Below are 20127 nucleotides of genomic sequence, written 5' to 3'. Positions count from 1 at the left end.
TACCTTCCTTGCAGTAGGTTCATCCTGAACCGAAAATAACTATAAAATGGCCCGCTAATCTTTGCAAATAACTATTTGCAATATCAGATCAGCGAGGAAATATAGGTGTGGTTGATGCGGCGCTTACAATACTCAAATCACTTTGCTGACACTCATTGATAAGCGCTGCCCACTGTTGTTGGCTATACTTCATAGCTCACTCCTGATTGATTAGAGCGAGTAGTTTATCGAGTGGAGTTTGTTACTGGCAGGGTGTGGTTGGTACGGCGCTTACGTTGATGGGTTTTTATACGCTGTAACGCATCGTATTGAATACGGAAATTTTCCCTATGGCGAGCTCGCGCATGGTGAGCAGGGCTTGGTCGATGACTATGGCGAGATGTTAGGTGTTACTGGAAAACTTGCTGTTATGCGCGCTTTACAGGCTCTTGGTAAACGGAAACGCGAAGCCAATAAGTTGTCTTGCCCCTGTGGTTGTTGCCTGAGATTGGGGCGCTGTGATTATCGCTTTGTCTTGAATAGGTTTCGTAATATTGAGCGACGTCGCTGGTTCAGACAACATTTGAAAGAAGCCTTTGTTCCTATTAAGAAACCGAAGCCTGCAAAACATAAAAAATAACGTTTGTTCTTGTAACGCCTGTCCAATAAAGCATCCAATAACGTACCTGTAGTTCAATGAAAGGGGCCTGCGTCCTCGAAGATCTGTACTAAGCCGCATCGTTGAACCATAAAATCTGCTGCATCTTCAACATTGATGGAATGAACACTCAATACCATATGTTTGCGTTCAAGAGGGTAATAGGTTCCGTACTCCTCATAGGCATAGTTAGCAACACAGCCCGATACAATTCGTTCTAAGCGTTTCCGTAACTCATCCAGAGAGTATTCCAAGGTAGTATCATAGCTATCGATAAATAGATTGATCTCATTCCGAGTTTGGATGATGGCTCTAGATACTAGAAAATAGTTCGAGCCGAATGCCAATGTCCAACCATACCTCGCAGTGTCTTTAATATTATCCGCATGACCAGGTGCTCTAACCGACCTCTGGGCTTTTGGGTGGGCATACCACCACGCACAGCTTCGAACAAATTGTGTAGCCACACCAAGGGTAATCGAGTCCAATTTCAGTAGGGTGTTTGTTTGCTTTAAAGAATGAAGTTTGTCCCGGATTGAGGTCCCTTTTATTATTTTTGACTTAGACTCTTCCCTTTTATCTGCGCATGATTGGTTATTAGAAGCTCTCGACGGTCTATTTTCTTTGACGTTTCGATATTTGTATGCTGCTTTCGCTTGACGTAAGGCGGTTAAATATCTTTTTGTGAATGGTTTTACTAACCTCTGAATTTCCTCAAGGTCCTCATACGTCATAAGAACTGCGTCAACTGCCCATTTGTTTATTTGTGCCTTAAGTTCAGCAACTTTATCAGGATGAGTAATCACCATGTTGCCTTCTTGATTATTCATCCCTCGCATGGTGGTATTTTGGCTGCCAAGCGTTGCAAATGTGTTAGAAAAAATGGTGATTTTTGCGTGCAGGTTTTCTATGGAATATATACGGTGTCCTTTTTTAGCCAAATCGACAAGTGACGCAATCGATGAACTTCTATTGATAAAATTCTCGACTCGACATGACGTATAGATTTCTGCTGTCGTACCGTCCAATCTATAGATTATTTCTGAAGCTAATGGGGAGCTGATATATGGGGAGCATATAATAGCAAACTCCGCTTGTGAGGCTGCGTTCTTCCATCGATTAGATATCCCTTCAAAAACCAGTTCAAACTCATTCGTGTCAGCCATTGTTACGTTATTCCTTTGTTATGAGTCCGAGCCTCACCATGACTGGAGCTATTTGTAATTACCGATAACCTATTTGTGATTTATTAATAATTCATTATCTACGAAAAGAAAATGATATTAATTAGGTTAGTAGCTGTGAGTAACTTTTAGGCAGGCCCCATTCTAATAGGTGTTCCCGACTATTTCATGGCTGGGAGGTGTTTATCAGGTTGGTGGCCAAATTCAGTGTGCCACTACACTTCAAGGTGTGCAGCCCTCAATAAGGGGTGGTTTGTAAAGCACGGATACGGGCATTAATGAATTGGAATTTAGTATTCGTGAAACCTCCGGAATTAGATTTCCGGAGATTTCATATATAGTTAATACCATTTACGAGTATTAAACTCGCTCAATTATCATTGCTATACCTTGCCCAACCCCGATGCACATGGAACATAATGCATATTTTCCACCAGTGCGATGAAGCTGGTAGGTTGCGGTTGTAATTAGACGTGCGCCACTAGCCCCTAAAGGATGACCTAATGCGATTGCACCACCATTCGGATTTACATGAGGACAATCATCTGGCAATCCAAGCTCACGCATAACGGCTAGAGCTTGTGATGCAAAGGCTTCATTTAGCTCTATTACATCCATTTGCTCCAGCGTTAAGCCAGCTTTTTGTAAAACTTTTTTGCAAGCAGGGGCAGGACCAAAGCCCATGATTCTAGGTTCCAATCCAGCTGTTGCCATTGCCACAATTTTGGCTTTTGGCGTGAGGTTGCTGGCTTGAACCGCATCATCTGAAGCAATTAATACAGCACAGGCTCCATCATTTACACCTGAGGCATTGCCTGCTGTAACTGTTCCTCCCTTACGGAATGGGGCGCGGAGTTTTTGAAGGCCTTCCAAAGTAGTTGAGCTTCTAGGGTGCTCATCCTGATTAAATATTTTGGTGTCGCCTTTTCTTTGTGGAAGCTCTACGGGGATGATTTCTGAGTCGAAAGTACCGGATGATATAGCTTGGGTAGTTTTTTGCTGACTTCGGAAAGCAAATAAATCTTGGTCTTCCCTAGAAATAGAAAAATCTTCTGCTACGTTTTCAGCCGTCTCAGGCATAGAATCAACACCAAATTCTGATTCCATTTCGAGATTAACGAAACGCCAGCCAATAGTAGTATCGTAAAGCCCGTTTGGATCGCGTGAGAAAGCTGATTCAGCTTTCCCCATTACAAAAGGGGCTCGAGACATGGATTCTACACCTCCAGCAATTAGGAGATTGGTTTCCTCTGATTTGATAGATCTCGCAGCTATTCCAATTGCATCCATACCAGAGCCGCATAGTCTGTTCACTGTGGTGCCAGCAACGGTTACAGGCAAACCAGCTAATAAAAGTGACATTCTTGCAACGTTACGATTATCTTCGCCTGCTTGGTTGGCGCAGCCGAAAACCACTTCATCAATCAGGGCCGGATCCATTTGAGGGTTGCGTTCTAATAATGCACGTAATGGTATTGCACCCAGGTCATCGGCTCTTATAGATGACAGGCTTCCTCCATAGCGGCCAAAAGGAGTACGAACGGCATCACAAATGAAAGCGTTTTTCATGTTTAGGTCCTTTGAAATTTAAATTTAGTAATGAGTGGCTTCCCCCCTCTCCTTGAACGCAAGGAGCATAGGGGGAGCTTCTATAAAACGAGATAGATATGATGCATCTCGTCTTCTTAAGGGAGGGGTAGGTGGCTCTTCGGCTTTGCCAATAGCGGTAGATTGCAAAGGCAAGGGATGCAATCGTGAGCGAAACGAATAACCAGGTAATAGGGCCTCTAAAGAATATAGAAGGGTCTCCCTTACTGATTAAGAAGGTGCGTCGTAAATTATCTTCAAACATAGGTCCTAAAATAAAACCAATAAGGAATGGAGCCGAAGCAATACCAGCCCGATTGAAGATGAAGCCAAGAAGACCAAATAGAAGCATCAAACCAATATCGAATGTGCTGTTGTTAACTGCGTATGCTCCGTATACACAAAACATCAGGACGATTGGTAAAAGAATAGATTTTGGAATTTCAGCTATAAGAGAGAAGTACCGTATAGCTGTGTTCCCAACAACAACTAGAACTGCTGAACTCACCAATATGCCACAAAATAGAGCATAGACCATGGTTAGATTCTCTTGGAAAAGTACTGGTCCAGGAGTTAGGCCATGAATCATGAAGGCTCCAAGTATGATTGCCGTAATCACATCTCCTGGGATTCCGAGAGATAACAGGGGAATAAGAGTCGCTCCGGCCACTCCATTATTCCCAGCTTCGGAAGCTGCTACACCTTCAACTTCTCCTTTACCAAATTTATCTTTTCTCGGTGAATTACGTTTTGCTTCACTATATGAAATGAATGCTGCAGCAGTGGCCCCTGTGCCTGGAATTGCGCCGATTACGACACCAATCAAGCTGCCTCGGATGATTGATTTTAGGCAGCGCTTAAACTCAGAAAAGCTTAAAGATGCTCCACTAACTGCTGAACGGACGTGAGGTACAATCTTTGACGTGTAAAATTCAAAAACTTCAGGGATCGCGAATAAACCTATGAGGAGAGGAATAAACGATACTCGGTCCATCAAGTCATAGCTGTCGAATGTTAACCTCTGTGAACCATACACAGCATCCAGTCCTATAGTAGAAACAATAATTCCGAGGCTGGCTGCTATAAGGCCTTTGATAACAGAATCGCCAGATACTGAAACAATTATCGTTAGAGAGAAACAAATCAGCCAGAAATATTCAGGCGGGCCAAAATTCAATGCAATTTTTGCTAGATAACCTGCGAAAAAAATTAACGCTATATTCGAAATGAGATCTGCAACACATGATGAGTAAAGAGCAGTTTTCAGGGCTTTTTTTGCATTTCCTTGTTGAGCAAGAGGATATCCATCTAATAGAGTACAGGCAGCTGCAGGGGACCCTGGTGTTCTAATCAAAATTGCAGTTATTGAGCCACCGTACATTCCTCCTTTATAAATTCCTACTAAAAGTAGTATCGCAGTCACTGGCTCTAGTGAAAATGTAAAAGGTAACGCTAAGGCTACCGCCATTGTGGCGGTTAAACCTGGTATTGCTCCGACTATAACGCCTACAAGAACACCCGCAGCGATGGCGATGAAATTGTCGATGCTCAGAAATAAATTTAGTACTTCAGAAAAGTTGTCCATAAGTGCAGTCCAAGAAGAATAAATCTTCAAATGCTTTTCAAATTAGTAGGCTTTACTACCTGGAAATTTTTAGGAATTACTCCCAAATCATCCCAGCGGGTAGCGGGACATTTAGCAAGTGAATGAACAGAAGGGAGATAATTATGGGGAAAGCTAAACCCAGAATGTATACCCATATTTCCCTTAAATGACTCGCTGCAAATAGTGAGAAACATGCCAGAACCCCGCAGACGATGGCTCCAAGCTGCTCAAAAAGAAACATATATATTGAGCACGCTGCTAACATTAGAATCCATCTCGATTTCGGAATTCCTATGTGTAGTTTTTCTGCCTTTGTATGTTTGGGAGGGCGAAAGAACCCTTCAATAGCCATTGCGAAAGACAAAGTGAGGACTAGCCATCCTGCTACAACGGGCATAAAACGAGGAGATAGCATTGGATTACTTAAGTGCCCAGGTTCTTCGATGTAGTTTGGGACTAGGTAAGACAAAAAGAACGTTGCCAGGGCAGCAGTGATTAATCCTAATATTGAATTAGGGTTTAGCCGTCCGTAGTACCTTTCTTCAACCTCTCCAATGTCGGCGTCTAATTTATTCATATGTAATCTCGTCACAAAAGCCCAGATAGAATGGGTGGCTGAATTAACACCAGCCACCCAGTATCTCAGCGTTTAATATTTGCCTTTTTCGCAACTTCCGCCCATTTCCCAACTTCTGAAGAAATAAACGTACGGAATTCATCTCCCGACTCAGTTCCAGCTACTGCACCGAAGCGTGGTAGGAATTCGTTAAAGTCTTTTCCTTCCATTACATTAGATAGTGCATCGATAAGTTTAGTAGTTGCTTCATCAGGTAGAGATTTGTGGGCCACAATTCCAAACCATGCTGATGTGTTAAAACCTTTGAGTCCGTACTGTTCACCTGCTTCACTAACAGTAGGTACATCAGGTAGGAATGGTGAGCGCTTTGGAGTTGTTACGGCCAGTGCTTTTAACTTTCCTGATTGAATATGAGGAAGAACAGTGGGCATATTGTCAAAAGACACGTCCACATCACCAGCAAGCAGAGCTGGCAATGCTTCGCCACTACCTCTGAACGGTACGTGTACCATTTGTGTAGTAGTTGCATTTTTGAATAGCTCACCAGACATATGGACCGAACTGCCCGTTCCCGGAGAGCTGAAAGTTACTTCTTTGTTTTTGGCGGCTTCAACAAACTCTTCAAGACTGTTGTAAGGACTATTAGCTGGAACAACCATTACATTCGGGATGGTTATTACTTTCTTAACGAACTTGAAGTCTTCAACAGGATTGAAGCGTAGACCAGGATAAATTGCTGGGCCAATAGCGTGCCCTGGAGAAGCCATCAAGATTGTATGATCAGCGCCGCGACCACCTCGTGCGAGTTGACCTGTAGCAACAGTAGAGCCTGCTCCAGGGCGGTTTTCTACGACAATGTTACCCAGTTCGTTTTGCATCAAATCCGCAACTTTACGCGAAATCAGATCAGTTGTTCCCCCTGCAGAGTAAGGAACAACAAGGCGAATATTGTCATTTGGCCAATCAGCAGCGTGAACAGCTGAAATGGTTGTGCAAAGTGCTACAGCGCTGAGCGCTGCGGCACTTGCGAAGTTTTTTATCAGTTTCTTCATCCTATTTACCTTTTATTCTCATGTGGATTTCAGATAGTGCGCATAACGAACATAATGTGCGATAAGCGAAACTTAGGTTAACTTTTACACAGTATTTTTCAATCTGCAAGTTTTTTATCGGGATAAGGGTTCTCGAAGTGAAGTTTCCTCTTGCTTTACGGAGTTGTTCTCTACTCGTAGAAAACCCCTTTCCATCATTCCTTTTTCTACAAATAGCTCGTTTGGGGCGATTTGAATTTTCCAAAGAGCTCTTGACAACCTTTGATATTGAAAATACAGTGTTCGGAAAGCGCAACTTGGTTCGTATATCGAACATAGTATGGTGCAAATTATTACATGAAACAGTTATGAATGCGGAGGGCCTGCACATGGCACTTGATCAAGAAACACTGAATCAGTTTGTAGAAACTATTCGTCGCTATGTACGTGAAAGGCTTGTCCCATTGGAAGAGCTGGTGGCTGAGGAAGACCGAATTCCTGAGGACGTTATTGATGAAATGAAAGAGATGGGGCTTTTCGGCATTTCGATCCCTGAGGAATTTGGCGGACTAGGCCTTTCAATGAGTGAAGAGGTCGCGATTATTCAAGAAATGGGGTACACGTCCCCAGTGTTTCGTTCAATGTTTGGGACTAATGTTGGAATCGGGTCTCAAGGGATCATTATGGATGGGACGCCCGAGCAAAAAGAGAAGTATCTCCCTTTGTTGGCGAGCGGAGAATTAGTTGGTTCTTTTGCTTTAACGGAACCAGATGCTGGTTCTGATGCGGGCTCAGTAAGGACCACTGCTCGGCTTGAAGGAGATGTATACATTCTCAATGGAACTAAGAGATTCATAACAAATGCACCTCGTGCAGGGGTGTTTACGGTAATGGCAAGAACTGGAACTCGTGAAGAGGGTGGTAGAGGTGTTTCGGCTTTCTTAGTAGATGCAAATTTATCAGGCATAACACTAGGTAAACCAGATAAAAAAATGGGTCAAAAAGGCTCCCATACATGTGATGTTATTTTTGAAAATGTGCGTGTTCCTAAAGATGCATTAATTGGTGGCGTTGAAGGTCAGGGTTTTAAAACCGCAATGAAAGTTCTTGATCGTGGGAGATTGCATATCAGTGCGCTCAGTGTAGGAACTGCGAAACGTCTTATAGATGAGAGTGTTTCCTATACCAGTGAACGGAAACAGTTCGGAACTGAAATCTGTAATTTTCAACTAGTACAAGCAATGCTTGCAGATAGTCAGACAGAGTACTTTGCTGGCAAGTGTATGGTCGAGGAAATTGCACGTTCTTATGATAGTGGCGAGAAAGTTTCTCTTAATGCTGCAAGTAGCAAATTATTTTGTACTGAAATGGTAGGTCGTGTCGCTGATCGCGCCGTACAGCTTCATGGTGGATCTGGTTACATAAGTGAATATTGTGTTGAGCGTTTCTACCGTGACGTCCGCCTATTCCGCCTTTATGAAGGTACTACCCAAATACAGCAGTTAGTTATCGCGAAACAGATGATTCGTGATTTTAATGAGCAAACTGCATAAGTCGTGAGGAGAGTGTTATGGGTGGGCCATTAGAAGGTATTCGTGTTCTAGATTTGTCTCGTATATTGGCTGGACCTTGGTGTACCCAGATTTTAGCTGATTTGGGAGCTGAGGTTATAAAGATCGAACGTCCTGGAGTGGGAGATGATACCCGTCATTGGGGGCCTCCATGGCTTAAGGATAAGGACGGAAACGAAACTACAGAATCTGCATATTATCTTTCTACTAATAGAGGTAAGCATTCAGTAACTGTTGATATTAGTCAGCCAAGTGGTCAGCAGTTAATTAAAGAGCTGGCTCAAAAAAGCGATATTGTGGTCGAGAATTTTAAGACTGGTGCTTTGGATAAAAAAGGACTTGGTTATAAGCAGCTTTCAGAGCATAACTCTGGACTTATTTACTGTTCAATTACTGGATTCGGCCAGACGGGGCCAATGGCTAATGATGCAGGTTATGACTATCTAATTCAGGCTCAATCTGGATTGATGAGTATAACTGGAGCAGCGGATGGACAGCCAGGAGCAGGCCCTCAGAGAGTTGGCATGGCGGTAGCTGATTTGACTACAGGGATGAATGCCACAGTTGCCATTCTTTCTGCATTACACCATAGGAATAACACAGGTGAAGGGCAGTATATAGATATGGCCCTTCTTGATGTCCAGGTAAGCTGGTTGGCAAATCAGGGGTTGAATTATTTTTGCAGTGGTAAAGCTCCTGGGCGTACCGGTGAGTACCACCCCAATTTAGCTCCATATCAGCCTTTTCCTACGCTTGATGGGCAAGTAATTATTGCTATCGGAAATGATCGACAATTCCAGCAATTTTGTGATGTGGTCGAACGAGCCGAGCTTGCAAAAGACCCTCGTTTTTCAACTAACCCTAGTCGTGTAGAACACAGAGTTGCATTAGTTGAAATTATGTCTGCAATCACTAGTGAAAAGACCAGCGAGTACTGGATGGATGTATTGGTGAGCATCCATGTGCCTTGCGGCCCAATACAAAATATTCAACAGGTATTTGAGGATCCGCAGGTGCTTGCTCGTGACATGAAGTTAGAACTTGAACATCCCGAAATAGGAATGGTACCGGGCATCGCTAACCCAATTAAGTTTTCTAAAAACAAACAGCAATACAGCAAGGCTCCTCCCCTTTTAGGGGAGGACACCGAGGCCGTTTTAAGCAGGGTCTTAAGTAAAAACGAAGAGCAGATTGCTCTTTTACGAGAGCAGTCAGTCCTGTGACAAGAAGTCTGTGAAAGTTATTAGCTTCGGCAGTTGATTATTGTGATAGCCCCATTGGGGGCCGGGTTCGCTGAAAAAGTTCAGTTCAAATGTGAGGGGGAAATACCTCACTAATTTGGTGTTCGTGGTTGAAGAGAGATATGTGGAGGAATCGTAAATGGCAGTAAGTTATGAACTAATTGGTGAGACAGGTGTTATTACTATTGATAATCCGCCAGTAAATGCGTTGTCACACGTAGTTCGTGAGGGCGTTAAAAACGCGGTTATCGCTGCTCAATCCGATAGTTCAAAATCTGTAGTTATTCTCTGCTCTGGACGTACATTTATAGCAGGGGCTGATATCTCTGAATTTGGAAAACCTGCGATTCCCCCGTCACTACCACAGGTGCTTTCGGTAATAGAAAGCTCTGAAAAGCCTGTGATTGCTGCATTACATGGTTCAGCTTTGGGAGGGGGTTTTGAGTTGGCTCTAGCCTGCCACTATCGCTGTGCTTCATCACCCGCCAAAGTAGGTTTGCCTGAAGTTAAATTGGGATTGCTCCCAGGGGCTGGTGGTACTCAGAGGGTTCCTCGCCTCGCGGGAGTGGAAGCTGCACTAGACCTCATTACTTCTGGAAAACCTATTTCTACAGATAAAGCTAATAAATTAGGTTTGGTTGACCGTATCATCACAGGAGATCTACGTGAAGGGGCTCTTGAGTATGCTCAAGAGGTTGTGTTGGGGGATGTCGAGCTAAGGAAGGCTCGTAACATCTCGATCAGCCCAAAGGAAGTTCCAGAAGGTATTTTCGAGTTTTATAAAATAAAACTAGGTAAACGTGCCCGGGGACAATTAGCCCCGCAAAGCATCGTTACATGTATACAGGCTGCAGTTGAATTACCAATGGATGAAGGTTTGAACAAGGAGCGAGAGCTGTTTTTAGAATGCCTGGATTCCGAACAGTCAGCTGCCTTAAGGCACATGTTTTTTGCAGAACGTACCGCTCCAAAGATCAAAGGGTTGGCAGAAGGTATAGAGCCCAGAGCCATATCAAGGGTCGCTATTATCGGTGGTGGCACGATGGGATGTGGGATTGCCATGTGTTTTGCCAATGCTGGAATACCAGTGACACTGCTCGAAATAAGTGCTGATGCCTTGGGCAGGGGGCTTCAAATTATCGACCGAAATTACGATTTGAGTGTTAAAAAAGGTGTTTTCAGTTCGGAAGATGGGATCCTGAAAAAAGGATTTATAACAGGTACTACCCAATATGAAGATTTGTCTGATTGCGACTTAGTTATAGAGGCCGTATTTGAAAGCTTTGAAGTAAAAAAAGAAGTTTTCAGTCGGCTGGATAAGGTATGCAAACCTGAAGCGATTCTAGCGACTAATACCTCCTATCTTGATGTAAACGCTATAGCTGAAATTACTAGCCGCCCTGAGAATGTTGTTGGACTACATTTCTTCAGCCCAGCAAACATCATGAAACTGCTTGAAGTCGTTAGAGGAGAGAAAACTTCTGATGAAGTGCTAGCGACCGCAATGGACATTGCCAAAAAGATTCGGAAGGTTCCTGTTTTAGCGGGTGTTTGCTTTGGGTTCATCGGAAATCGGATGTTACGTCAGTATGTTAGAGAAACTCAGTTATGTTTGATTGAGGGGGCTAGCCCAGAACAAATTGACCAAGTCATGGAAGGTTGGGGAATGGCTATGGGGCCTCTGGCAGTGGGGGATCTATCAGGGCTAGATGTAGCATATAAAGCCCGCCAATCCTTATCTGATCAGGAAAAAGGTGATCCGAAAACTTACTGTATTGCAGATGCTCTAGTAGAGAAAGGAAGGCTTGGGCAAAAGGTAGGTAAGGGGTATTACCTTTATGTAGCCAACAATCGTGGTCGTACAAGTGACCCTGAAGTGCTTGAGATTATTAACGGCCAAGCTCTAAAACATGGTGTTGTTAGGCGCGAAATCAGTGATGGAGAAATTCTCATGCGCCTGACTTTGGCGTTAATAAACGAGGGTTTCAAAATCCTAGAGGAAGGCATTGCCCAAAGACCTAGTGATATCGATGCGGTGTATGTCTTTGGTTATGGTTTCCCCGCTTTTCGAGGAGGACCAATGTTTTATGCTGATCAGTTGGGTCTTAAAAAGGTCTACGAGATGATTTGTAAGCTACAAGAAACAAATGGTTATCAGTATTGGGTTCCGGCGAATTTATTGGAAGAACTTGCTCATAGTAATAAAACGCTAGCTGAATGGGCTGACTCTTAACAATAAAGTTGTTTGGAAGGCGAAACCAAATCGTATAAGCATTAATAAAATAGGCTGAATATCTGCTCTTACTGCTTATTAAGAAAGAGGATAAAGGTGCTGAAAATGAAAGTTTTAGTGACTGTTAAACGCGTTATCGATTACAACGTAAAAGTACGTGTTAAATCCGATAACACCGATGTAGATCTGGCTAACGTCAAAATGGCGTTAAACCCGTTTTGTGAAATTGCAGTAGAAGAGGCTGTACGCCTGAAAGAAGCGGGCACTGCTGATGAAGTAGTGGTTGTTTCCATTGGCCCTAAAGCCTGTCAGGAGCAGATCAGAACAGCTCTGGCTCTGGGCGCGGACCGTGGTATCCAGATCGAAACCGAAGAAGCGCCTGAATCGTTGGGTGTTGCCAAACTGCTGGCAAAAGTGATCGAAGAAGAACAACCTGGCCTGGTGATCATGGGTAAACAGGCGATCGACAGCGACAACAACCAGACCGGCCAGATGCTGGCGGCTCTGACCGATATGCCACAGGGTACCTTCGCCTCTGAAGTTAAGATCGACGGCGACAACGTTAACGTAACCCGTGAAGTGGACGGTGGTCTGCAGACCGTTGCGCTGAACATGCCAGCCATCGTTACCACAGACCTGCGCCTGAACGAACCCCGTTACGCCTCCCTGCCTAACATCATGAAAGCCAAGCGTAAGCCGCTGGATGTTAAGTCCCCGGCAGACCTGGGTGTAGAGCTGAAAGCCCACACCAAACTGCTGAAAGTGACGCCACCTGCAGAACGTCAGGCGGGTATCAAAGTTGCCAGCGTAGATGAACTGGTAGAGAAGCTGAAAAACGAAGCGAAAGTGATCTAAGGGGAACTGATATGGCTATTCTGGTAATTGCAGAACACGATAACAGCACCCTGAAAGGTGCAACACTGAATGCTGTTACAGCAGCAACCCAGATGGGTGGCGACGTACACCTGTTGGTTGCCGGTGCAAACTGTGGCGCAGTAGCGGAAGCGGGCGCAGCGGTTGCAGGCATCAACAAATTACTGGTGGCGGACAACGCTGCCTACGAACATCAGCTGGCAGAAAACCTGAGTAAGCTGGTCACCGAAGTAGCAGAAGACTACAGCCACGTGGTTGCACCAGCGACTACCACCGGTAAAAACTTCCTGCCACGCGTTGCAGCCCTGCTGGACGTCGCGCAGATCTCTGATATCACCGCAGTTGAATCGGAAAATACCTTCCAGCGTCCAATCTATGCGGGTAACGCCATTGCGACCGTAGAATCTCTGGACCCGGTAAAAGTGATCACCGTACGTGGTACTGCATTTGATGCAGCCGCCGCAGAAGGTGGTTCCGCAACCGTTGAAACCCTGGATGCGGTTCACGATGCGGGTGTATCCAGCTTTGTCGGTGAAGAGATGGCCAAATCTGACCGTCCGGAACTGACCGCTGCTAACGTCATCATCTCCGGTGGTCGCGGCATGGGTAACGGTGAAAACTTCGCCATGCTGGAAAAAATCGCCGACAAACTGGGTGCGGCGGTAGGTGCATCCCGTGCTGCGGTTGATGCCGGTTTTGTACCGAACGATATGCAGGTCGGTCAGACTGGTAAGATCGTTGCGCCGGAGCTGTACATCGCTGTTGGTATTTCCGGTGCAATCCAGCATCTGGCAGGTATGAAAGACTCCAAAATCATTGTTGCGATCAACAAAGATGAAGAAGCGCCAATATTCTCCGTAGCGGACTACGGTCTGGTTGCGGATCTGTTTGATGCTGTTCCTGAATTAGAAAAACTACTGTAATTTTTTTAGGGGCTTCACCCGTCTCTGGCGCTTCACTCAAAGCGTATTGGGCTCATTTATTGGGCCCTTTTTTCATCATATAGAGAGGTTTTTGTTTTGGTACGTGAATCGATGGAATTTGATGTTGTTATCGTGGGCGCGGGCCCATCTGGGTTGTCTGCAGCCTGTCGGTTGATGCAGCAGGCAAATGAAACAGAACAGGAACTGACAGTCTGTGTAGTGGAGAAAGGCTCTGAGATCGGGGCACATATTTTGTCTGGTGCGGTAATTGAGACTCGAGCTTTGGATGAGTTGTTCCCCGATTGGAAAGGAATGGGGGCTCCATTGAATACGCCGGTCACAGAAGATCAAATCTTCATGTTGAGAAATGAAGAAGCATCGATCAAGGTGTCGAATATCCTTGTACCTAAAACCATGCATAACCATGGTAACTACATCGTTAGCTTAGGAAATCTCTGTCGTTGGTTGGGTGAGCAGGCAGAACAGTTAGGTGTTGAGATTTTTCCTGGTTTTGCTGCGGCAGAAGTGTTGTATAACGACGATGGCAGTGTAAAAGGTATTGCTACTGGTGATATGGGAATCAGTGAAGCTGGTGAGCAGAAAGATAGCTACATACCCGGTATGGAGCTACATGCTAAGTATACTATCCTCTCCGAAGGTTGTCGTGGGCATCTGGGTAAGGAGCTGATCGAGAATTTCGATCTCGCTGCCGAAGCTGATGCGCAGCATTACGGTGTGGGCATCAAGGAACTGTGGGATATTGCGCCTGAGAACCATAAACCAGGTCTGGTGTTACACGGTTCCGGTTGGCCATTAAGTGATGGTGCTAGCGGTGGCTTCTTTCTTTATCACACGGATGATAACCAAGTCGTTGTGGGTTTGATCGTAGATCTTAACTACAGTAACCCGTATACCAGCCCGTTTGATGAGTTCCAGAGTATGAAGCACCATCCGGTACTTAAACAGTATCTTGAAGGAGGCAAACGTGTTTCTTATGGTGCCCGTGCGATCACCAAAGGAGGCTTTAATTCGTTACCTAGAATGACTTTTCCTGGTGGTATTGTCACGGGCTGTAACGCTGGTACTTTGAATTTCTCCAAGATCAAAGGTACGCATACGGCAATGAAATCCGGCACCCTCGCTGCGGAAGCCATTTTTGAGGCGCTCCAAAATGGCTGCGAAGGTGGTCAAGAGCTGCAGAGCTTTACTGATAAATTTGAAAGTTCATGGTTGTACGATGAGCTCTTCCGCTCCCGCAACTTTGGCCCTGCATTGCATAAGTTCGGCCCGATTCTGGGGGGCGGATTTAACTTTATCGATCAGAATTTGTTTTGCGGTAAGATCCCGGTCACGCTACATGATGATAAAGAAGACTATGAGCAGATGTTGCCTGCCAGCGAATGCAAGCCGATCGACTATCTAAAACCGGATGGTGAATTGAGCTTCGATAAGCTAAGTTCAGTATTCCTGTCGAACACCAACCATGAAGAAGATCAACCAATCCATCTGAAATTGAAAGATGAAACGATTCCTCTGAATAGGAATCTGCCCCAGTACGCAGAACCCGCTCAGCGTTATTGCCCAGCGGGTGTTTACGAGGTGATTGAAGAAGGGCAGGAGAAACGTTTCCAAATCAACTCTCAAAATTGTTTGCATTGTAAAACCTGTGATATCAAAGATCCGGCTCAGAATATCCGTTGGGTTGTTCCAGAGGGGATGGGCGGACCTAATTATCCAAATATGTAGCTGGTTATGGGAGTTAATTAGGAATGCGTTAACCATTTTATCAGAAATGGTTAACAGAAAAGGCTATTCAATTATCGAACAAAGTGGGCGATAATCGATCGTAGTATTTTTGAAACATGGAGTCTGCAATGCCTGAAGAGAGTAACCAGTCTGGTTCCAGTGATAAGGATTTCCTAGCCACCTTTGCTCGGGGCCTTGACGTCATAAAGTCTTTTGATGCCGAATCGCCGTCAATGACCTTGACCGATTTGGCTAAAAAAAATGGGTTATCACGTGCATCTGCCCGGCGTTTTCTTCTTACTTTGCAGAAACTAGGATATGTCAGCAATGATGATAAACATTTTAAGCTGACAGCAAAAATACTGGATTTGGGATATTCCTATTTATCCTCACTTAATTTCACAGAAATTATAACTCCGTATATGGAGGGAGTTGCGCACCAGCTTCGGGAGTCCTGTTCTGCCAACGTACTCGATGGGCAGGATATTGTTTATATCGCACGAATCCCTCGCCGGGGGCTAATACATATCAATCTACAGATAGGTGCTCGCTTACCTGCTTATGCTACTTCTTCAGGCCGTGTCTTACTTTCAGGCCTCCCTACTGAACGTCTAGAAACATTTATAAAAGACACCAGCTTTGAGGCTCTCACCCCAAGTACAATGGGACCGGAGGAATTATACATAGAGCTTCAGAATGTTAAGCAGCAGGGCTATGCAATAGTAGATCAAGAGCTTGAACTAGGGATGCGAGCTGTAGCTGTTCCAGTTTATGATCGTCGTAAACAAGTACGTTTTGCTATGAATGTTAGTACTCACGTGTCATCTCATTCTGTTGAACAGATTAAGGATGAATTTGTTCCAGTGATGCAAGAAGCTGCTCAGAAAATGTCTGATGTATTACCTTAAAGGATCGTAACCAAGTTGGTATTCGTGAACTTGGGTGGTGAATATTATAACTTGGTGAACTGTCTGCAGTTCTTTAGATACTCAGCAGCTTTTTCTCATATCGGTTCTCATACTCTATCGGTGATAGCTCACCATCAACACGAGTCAGACCAACAGCTTATGTATCCAATCAGCCTCCCCCCTTCTATTGACTTCACATGCCTCAAACATATACAGCAGATAGCATTTTTATATTCCCCATTGCAATCTTAACCAATTAAAGTGGCTGCCGAGAGATCGGGGGATAACCAAGGTGCCATTTAAGTCTCCGATAAAGTAACTGAGTAATTAAAACAGTAACGCCAAAAATTTAACCAACCACGCGCAGACCATTTGTGAGGTTTTTTATATCTTTCGCATCGTGGCTTTCTTAGTTACATCCTTAACTAAATGGAGAAAGAATATGACTGCTCAAAGCTTAAAACCGATCATGCAAAATCAATCTGGTAGTAGTGCTGGCTATCCAAGTACGACTGGTAACCCATCGGGTGGTGGCCGCGATAATGGCCCGCGCAAGTAAGTAACAAATGCACTATGGATATATCTGTAGTGCATTAATTTTCACTTCAAGGAGATGGAAATGAAAGCCCCTCTTCCTCCTTACCCAATGCTTGGGGAATGCTATAGGGAACTAGCAGTTGCGCTTGGTACGAAAAATTCAAATCGTGAATTAGATCGATGGGCTAGAGAAGGTGATTTTGATTGGTCCTTGGAGGCGAGGCTCAAGAATAATCTGATCGTGGAGCCTCTGGCTCAGAAGGTAGGAATAGAATTTTCTGTCTTTGTATCAGAGGTATGTGATTGGACATGCCAGCGTCACTTAGCGCTCATAAGGGAAATAGCACTTGATGCCATGACTCGTGAGGAAGCGTTACCACTGCTTTTGGAACATCATTTACTGCCTGGGTTGGCAGCCTTTTTGATCAATTTGCGTAAGGGTATCGATGGGCCTGACTTAAATACGTTTATCCATCCAGATCAGAATCCACTTGATGTTGTTTTTTGTTGGGTAGAAAGCTGCCTTGATATTGAAAGCTCAACTATTGCAAAACACTTCTATCCTACATCACTAGGTAACGATAAAAATGGGCGGGAGGCCTTGAATAGGTGGCGGGATGGTAGCAAAGATCAATGTCCTGATTTGGCGAGCATCTGTGCAATAGCTGATTTGACCGCAAAAATATATCCTGACTGTATCGTTGAGATAGAGCATCTCAAGGCTTGGCTTTTAGTGGCTCGAATGATCGTCAAATTTGAGAAGAAGATTCCTGAGCTCAAGGCACAAGTGCATCAAAATATAATTGAAGGTGTACCGGCTAGAGATATTGGTTATGTGTTATCTGTCTCCAATGTTCAGAAATCTTCACGAAGAGATGTACTGATCGAACCAGGCTTGATGTTAGGCCATAGGCTTCGTCGGACTACAGATAAACGGAACAATGGTCGTCATGAGATATCTGTAGCTCTAGAAAATTTTGAGCAGACGCTAATTCAGTATGATCGAGAAGGTATATGTGATTATTATCTAAACTGGATGAAGGGACGCTACTACTTGCTTTCAGGCGAGTATCAAGAAGCTTTGAAATTTTATGAACAAGCTGCAGATGGTGCTCTTTATCGATCCGGCGGAACACAAAATGAGGTGTTGGAGGAAGCACTTGCCCTCGCAGCGAAGCTTGGGAAGTTACCTTTGTACAAGCGTTTAAAGCACCGGGCGATAGTATTTGGGTTAGATGTTCTACCGCCTATTTCAGATAAACAAATCGCTAATCAAGATGAGATGAAGAAATGGTCTGAAAATTTCACCCGGCTCTTTCCTCCACAAGGGCACTTCCCTACAGTCTGACAGTCTCTACATTAAAGGTATTTTTCTACCTAGAGAAAGCGGAATAGAAGTCGAATTTACTGAAAGTGAATAGGTAAAGGTTAACCAAAACTATATGAATACTGGTTACCAATGATCTATAGTCCATGGCGATAAAAGTTAACAACTCTATTGTCTTATTTTTGTCGTCGTAACCGATGGATAGCCTTAAAGTTAACAACTTTATTATTTTTCCTGAAATTCAGGCCATATTAAAACAATAGGTTATAAGAGTTTTTGTTAACAACTTTATTGTTTAACAACAGCTAGTCTCTAGTAAAAGCGCGTTAGATTTTAGCGACTAGAGACTATATGCTAGCGACTGGGTTTATTCTTTAAACACTACACAGTTGCGGCCGCTTTCCTTGGCCTCATAAACCGCTTCATCAGCGCGAGAAAATAGGCTGGAAAAATCTTGCTCGTTTTCTTTTAATGTCGTCACGCCAAAGCTGGCGGTGATTTCTATATCACAGGGATTTAGGCTTGCTATGGCTTTGCGTAAATCTTCAGCAATGTTAATAGCGTTTTGATAATCGCAGTGGTCCAATAGAATTACAAACTCTTCACCACCAAAGCGCGCGGCTATATCCTCCCAGCGTATGCCGCTGACCAATACCTTGGCAACAGCTTGCAAAACCTTATCGCCAGTACTATGGCCATGGTTGTCGTTAATAAGTTTAAAATGGTCTATATCAATCACTACCATACACAATGGATAACCCTGTCGCTGAGCTTGGTGTATGCGTTTAGGCACGGTATCCATTAAATAGTGGCGGTTATACAGGCTGGTTAATTGATCAGTTAATGCTAAGCGCTCTAACTGTGCTTGCTTGTTGTTGAGAGTAATCAACAACTGTCGGCTTTTTATTAAGGTACTTATACGAGCAAGTAGCTCTTCATTCATTACGGGTTTGGTAACATAGTCATTAATCCCCGCTGAGAATAATTCTAATTTACGGGCATTATCGTTAAAGCTGCTGATGGCAATAATAGGTGTTGTTTTTTTATCTTCAGAGTTGGAATCGCGTACAGCTCTAACAACGGCTAGGCCACTTAAATCCGTAAGTACCACATCAGTGAGCAGCAAGTCATAGTAATTTTTATGAAAGGCTTTGATACCTTCTTCAGCAGTCAAAAAGTGATCAACGTGATAGCCATGATCTTGTAAGGTGGTGGTTACTAAAAAAGCTGTGCTAGCACTGTCTTCTATGTATAAAATTTGGCCATTATTATCGACTTCATCATTGAGTCGTTCTACCAAGTTTTCTAAGCACAATTGAAAGCTGGAAAAATCTTGTTTGCGAAATACTTCTGTAACCCCTGCCCCTAAAGCTAGCTGATTTACATCAGCATCCTTAGAGGAAGTCAGCATAAAAATAGGGACGTGCTTGTAGCTGTCTAGCTGTCGCACATCGCGACAAAACGCCAAGCTGTCAGTGTCGGCGAGGTTAAGGGAAACACAGATAATATCGAAGTGTTGATGCTGAATAGCAGGATTGGCTTCGTCAATAGTACTCACAGCAACGGCTGTAAAGCGATAGCTCTCTAGCAATTTTGAGAGTAACTGCCGGTAAGAGCTGGACGGGTCAATAATCAGTGCATTCATTGAAACTATCTTAACCTAATAATTAGAATATAGCTTAGACTATACCCACAAAACAGTCACTCTAAGCAAGGGAGAAAATGTAGTGGATGAGATTATAGAGGCATTACGTGCCGTTAATGAGCCTGTGGCAGTACCCTTAGAGTTACCTGAAGAAGATGCACTGGTAGAAATCGAGGAGCAACTCTTTGTAGCGCTGGGTGCCGATTTCAAAGAGTTTTTATTAACAGTTAGTGATGTTGTTTATGGCAGCTTAGAGCCCGTGACGGCTGCGGATGCTAACTCGCATACTTACTTGCCCGAGGTAGCTGCGGTAGCCTGGGATCAGGGCTTACCACGCGATTTACTGCCCATATGCGAAAGCAATGGCGGCTACTACTGCATAGACGAAGAAGGCTTAGTGAGCTATTGGCACGACGGTGCTCTGGCAGAACAGAACTGGGACCATATCTGGGACTGGGCTAAAGAGGTATGGTTAGAAAGTTAAAGAGGGAGTCTCTAGTG

The 20127-nt window shown here is 44.2% G+C and carries 16 protein-coding genes; 10 read left to right on the top strand and 6 right to left on the bottom strand.

The window, feature by feature from the left end; all coding sequences use genetic code 11:
• Positions 1-238: 238 nt before the first annotated feature.
• Positions 239-619, top strand: a complete 381-nt coding sequence (locus NO559_RS13965; protein WP_258332482.1) for a hypothetical protein — start codon at positions 239-241, stop codon at positions 617-619.
• 53 nt (positions 620-672) lie between these two features.
• Here the strand turns inward: NO559_RS13965 and NO559_RS13960 are convergent, their stop codons facing one another.
• The 5 genes from NO559_RS13960 to NO559_RS13940 all read right to left on the bottom strand — a co-directional run bounded on the left by NO559_RS13960 (position 673) and on the right by NO559_RS13940 (position 6643).
• Positions 673-1803, bottom strand: a complete 1131-nt coding sequence (locus NO559_RS13960; protein ID WP_258332481.1) for a phospholipase D-like domain-containing protein — start codon at positions 1801-1803, stop codon at positions 673-675.
• A 378-nt stretch (positions 1804-2181) separates the two neighbouring features.
• Entirely contained in the window at positions 2182-3390 is a 1209-nt protein-coding gene (gene pcaF / locus NO559_RS13955) for a 3-oxoadipyl-CoA thiolase (protein ID WP_258332480.1), read from the bottom strand.
• The gene (locus NO559_RS13950; protein WP_258332479.1) at positions 3368-4993 is read right to left on the bottom strand and encodes a tripartite tricarboxylate transporter permease; all 1626 of its coding nucleotides are present in this window, start codon (positions 4991-4993) and stop codon (positions 3368-3370) included. The genes pcaF and NO559_RS13950 overlap by 23 nt, the downstream gene beginning before the upstream one ends.
• Before the next feature lie 76 nt (positions 4994-5069).
• Complete coding sequence (locus tag NO559_RS13945) at positions 5070-5591, bottom strand: tripartite tricarboxylate transporter TctB family protein (protein WP_258332478.1); 522 nt, start codon at positions 5589-5591, stop codon at positions 5070-5072.
• Positions 5592-5656: 65 nt separating this feature from the next.
• Positions 5657-6643, bottom strand: a complete 987-nt coding sequence (locus NO559_RS13940; RefSeq protein WP_258332477.1) for a tripartite tricarboxylate transporter substrate binding protein — start codon at positions 6641-6643, stop codon at positions 5657-5659.
• 137 nt (positions 6644-6780) lie between these two features.
• Here NO559_RS13940 and NO559_RS13935 point away from each other — a divergent pair, with 137 nt between their 5' ends.
• The 8 genes from NO559_RS13935 (at position 6781) to NO559_RS13900 (ending at position 18002) form a co-directional block, all read left to right on the top strand.
• Entirely contained in the window at positions 6781-8175 is a 1395-nt protein-coding gene (locus NO559_RS13935) for an acyl-CoA dehydrogenase family protein (RefSeq protein WP_258332476.1), read from the top strand.
• 17 nt (positions 8176-8192) lie between these two features.
• Entirely contained in the window at positions 8193-9416 is a 1224-nt protein-coding gene (locus NO559_RS13930) for a CaiB/BaiF CoA-transferase family protein (RefSeq protein WP_258332475.1), read from the top strand.
• Between the two features lie 157 nt (positions 9417-9573).
• Entirely contained in the window at positions 9574-11667 is a 2094-nt protein-coding gene (locus NO559_RS13925) for a 3-hydroxyacyl-CoA dehydrogenase NAD-binding domain-containing protein (protein WP_258332474.1), read from the top strand.
• Positions 11668-11772: 105 nt separating this feature from the next.
• Positions 11773-12522, top strand: coding sequence for an electron transfer flavoprotein subunit beta/FixA family protein (locus tag NO559_RS13920; protein WP_258332473.1), 750 nt, complete (start codon positions 11773-11775; stop codon positions 12520-12522).
• An 11-nt stretch (positions 12523-12533) separates the two neighbouring features.
• A complete protein-coding gene (locus tag NO559_RS13915) occupies positions 12534-13463 on the top strand; it encodes an electron transfer flavoprotein subunit alpha/FixB family protein (protein ID WP_258332472.1) in 930 nt (309 codons plus the stop codon).
• Positions 13464-13574: 111 nt separating this feature from the next.
• Entirely contained in the window at positions 13575-15209 is a 1635-nt protein-coding gene (locus tag NO559_RS13910; RefSeq protein WP_258332471.1) for an electron transfer flavoprotein-ubiquinone oxidoreductase, read from the top strand.
• Between the two features lie 128 nt (positions 15210-15337).
• Positions 15338-16117 carry an IclR family transcriptional regulator C-terminal domain-containing protein gene (locus NO559_RS13905; protein ID WP_258332470.1) on the top strand — a complete coding sequence of 260 codons (780 nt, stop codon included), beginning with the start codon at positions 15338-15340 and terminating at the stop codon, positions 16115-16117.
• A gap of 619 nt (positions 16118-16736) precedes the next feature.
• On the top strand, positions 16737-18002 hold the full coding sequence (locus NO559_RS13900) for a tetratricopeptide repeat protein (RefSeq protein WP_258332469.1): 1266 nt from the start codon (positions 16737-16739) through the stop codon (positions 18000-18002).
• A 346-nt stretch (positions 18003-18348) separates the two neighbouring features.
• Here the strand turns inward: NO559_RS13900 and NO559_RS13895 are convergent, their stop codons facing one another.
• Complete coding sequence (locus tag NO559_RS13895; protein ID WP_258332468.1) at positions 18349-19626, bottom strand: diguanylate cyclase; 1278 nt, start codon at positions 19624-19626, stop codon at positions 18349-18351.
• Between the two features lie 82 nt (positions 19627-19708).
• On the opposite strand from NO559_RS13895, the gene NO559_RS13890 reads away from it, so the two are divergent.
• Complete coding sequence (locus NO559_RS13890) at positions 19709-20110, top strand: SMI1/KNR4 family protein (protein ID WP_258332467.1); 402 nt, start codon at positions 19709-19711, stop codon at positions 20108-20110.
• Positions 20111-20127 lie beyond the last annotated feature (17 nt).

Origin of the sequence: Dasania sp. GY-MA-18, assembly GCF_024734385.1 — a bacterium.
Lineage (GTDB): Bacteria > Pseudomonadota > Gammaproteobacteria > Pseudomonadales > Dasaniaceae > Dasania > Dasania phycosphaerae.
The sequence above is the reverse complement of the archived record's forward strand: the minus strand, read 5'-3'. Positions and strand labels throughout refer to the sequence as shown.

What these genes read in the sequence shown, in the direction of transcription:
- NO559_RS13960 (WP_258332481.1), bottom strand. Translation starts at nt 1,803, where the DNA reads ATGGCTGACACGAATGAGTTTGAACTGGTTTTTGAAGGGATATCTAAT.
- pcaF (WP_258332480.1), bottom strand. Translation starts at nt 3,390, where the DNA reads ATGAAAAACGCTTTCATTTGTGATGCCGTTCGTACTCCTTTTGGCCGC.
- NO559_RS13950 (WP_258332479.1), bottom strand. Translation starts at nt 4,993, where the DNA reads ATGGACAACTTTTCTGAAGTACTAAATTTATTTCTGAGCATCGACAAT.
- NO559_RS13945 (WP_258332478.1), bottom strand. Translation starts at nt 5,591, where the DNA reads ATGAATAAATTAGACGCCGACATTGGAGAGGTTGAAGAAAGGTACTAC.
- NO559_RS13940 (WP_258332477.1), bottom strand. Translation starts at nt 6,643, where the DNA reads ATGAAGAAACTGATAAAAAACTTCGCAAGTGCCGCAGCGCTCAGCGCT.
- NO559_RS13930 (WP_258332475.1), top strand. Translation starts at nt 8,193, where the DNA reads ATGGGTGGGCCATTAGAAGGTATTCGTGTTCTAGATTTGTCTCGTATA.
- NO559_RS13925 (WP_258332474.1), top strand. Translation starts at nt 9,574, where the DNA reads ATGGCAGTAAGTTATGAACTAATTGGTGAGACAGGTGTTATTACTATT.
- NO559_RS13920 (WP_258332473.1), top strand. Translation starts at nt 11,773, where the DNA reads ATGAAAGTTTTAGTGACTGTTAAACGCGTTATCGATTACAACGTAAAA.
- NO559_RS13915 (WP_258332472.1), top strand. Translation starts at nt 12,534, where the DNA reads ATGGCTATTCTGGTAATTGCAGAACACGATAACAGCACCCTGAAAGGT.
- NO559_RS13910 (WP_258332471.1), top strand. Translation starts at nt 13,575, where the DNA reads ATGGAATTTGATGTTGTTATCGTGGGCGCGGGCCCATCTGGGTTGTCT.
- NO559_RS13905 (WP_258332470.1), top strand. Translation starts at nt 15,338, where the DNA reads ATGCCTGAAGAGAGTAACCAGTCTGGTTCCAGTGATAAGGATTTCCTA.
- NO559_RS13900 (WP_258332469.1), top strand. Translation starts at nt 16,737, where the DNA reads ATGAAAGCCCCTCTTCCTCCTTACCCAATGCTTGGGGAATGCTATAGG.
- NO559_RS13895 (WP_258332468.1), bottom strand. Translation starts at nt 19,626, where the DNA reads ATGAATGCACTGATTATTGACCCGTCCAGCTCTTACCGGCAGTTACTC.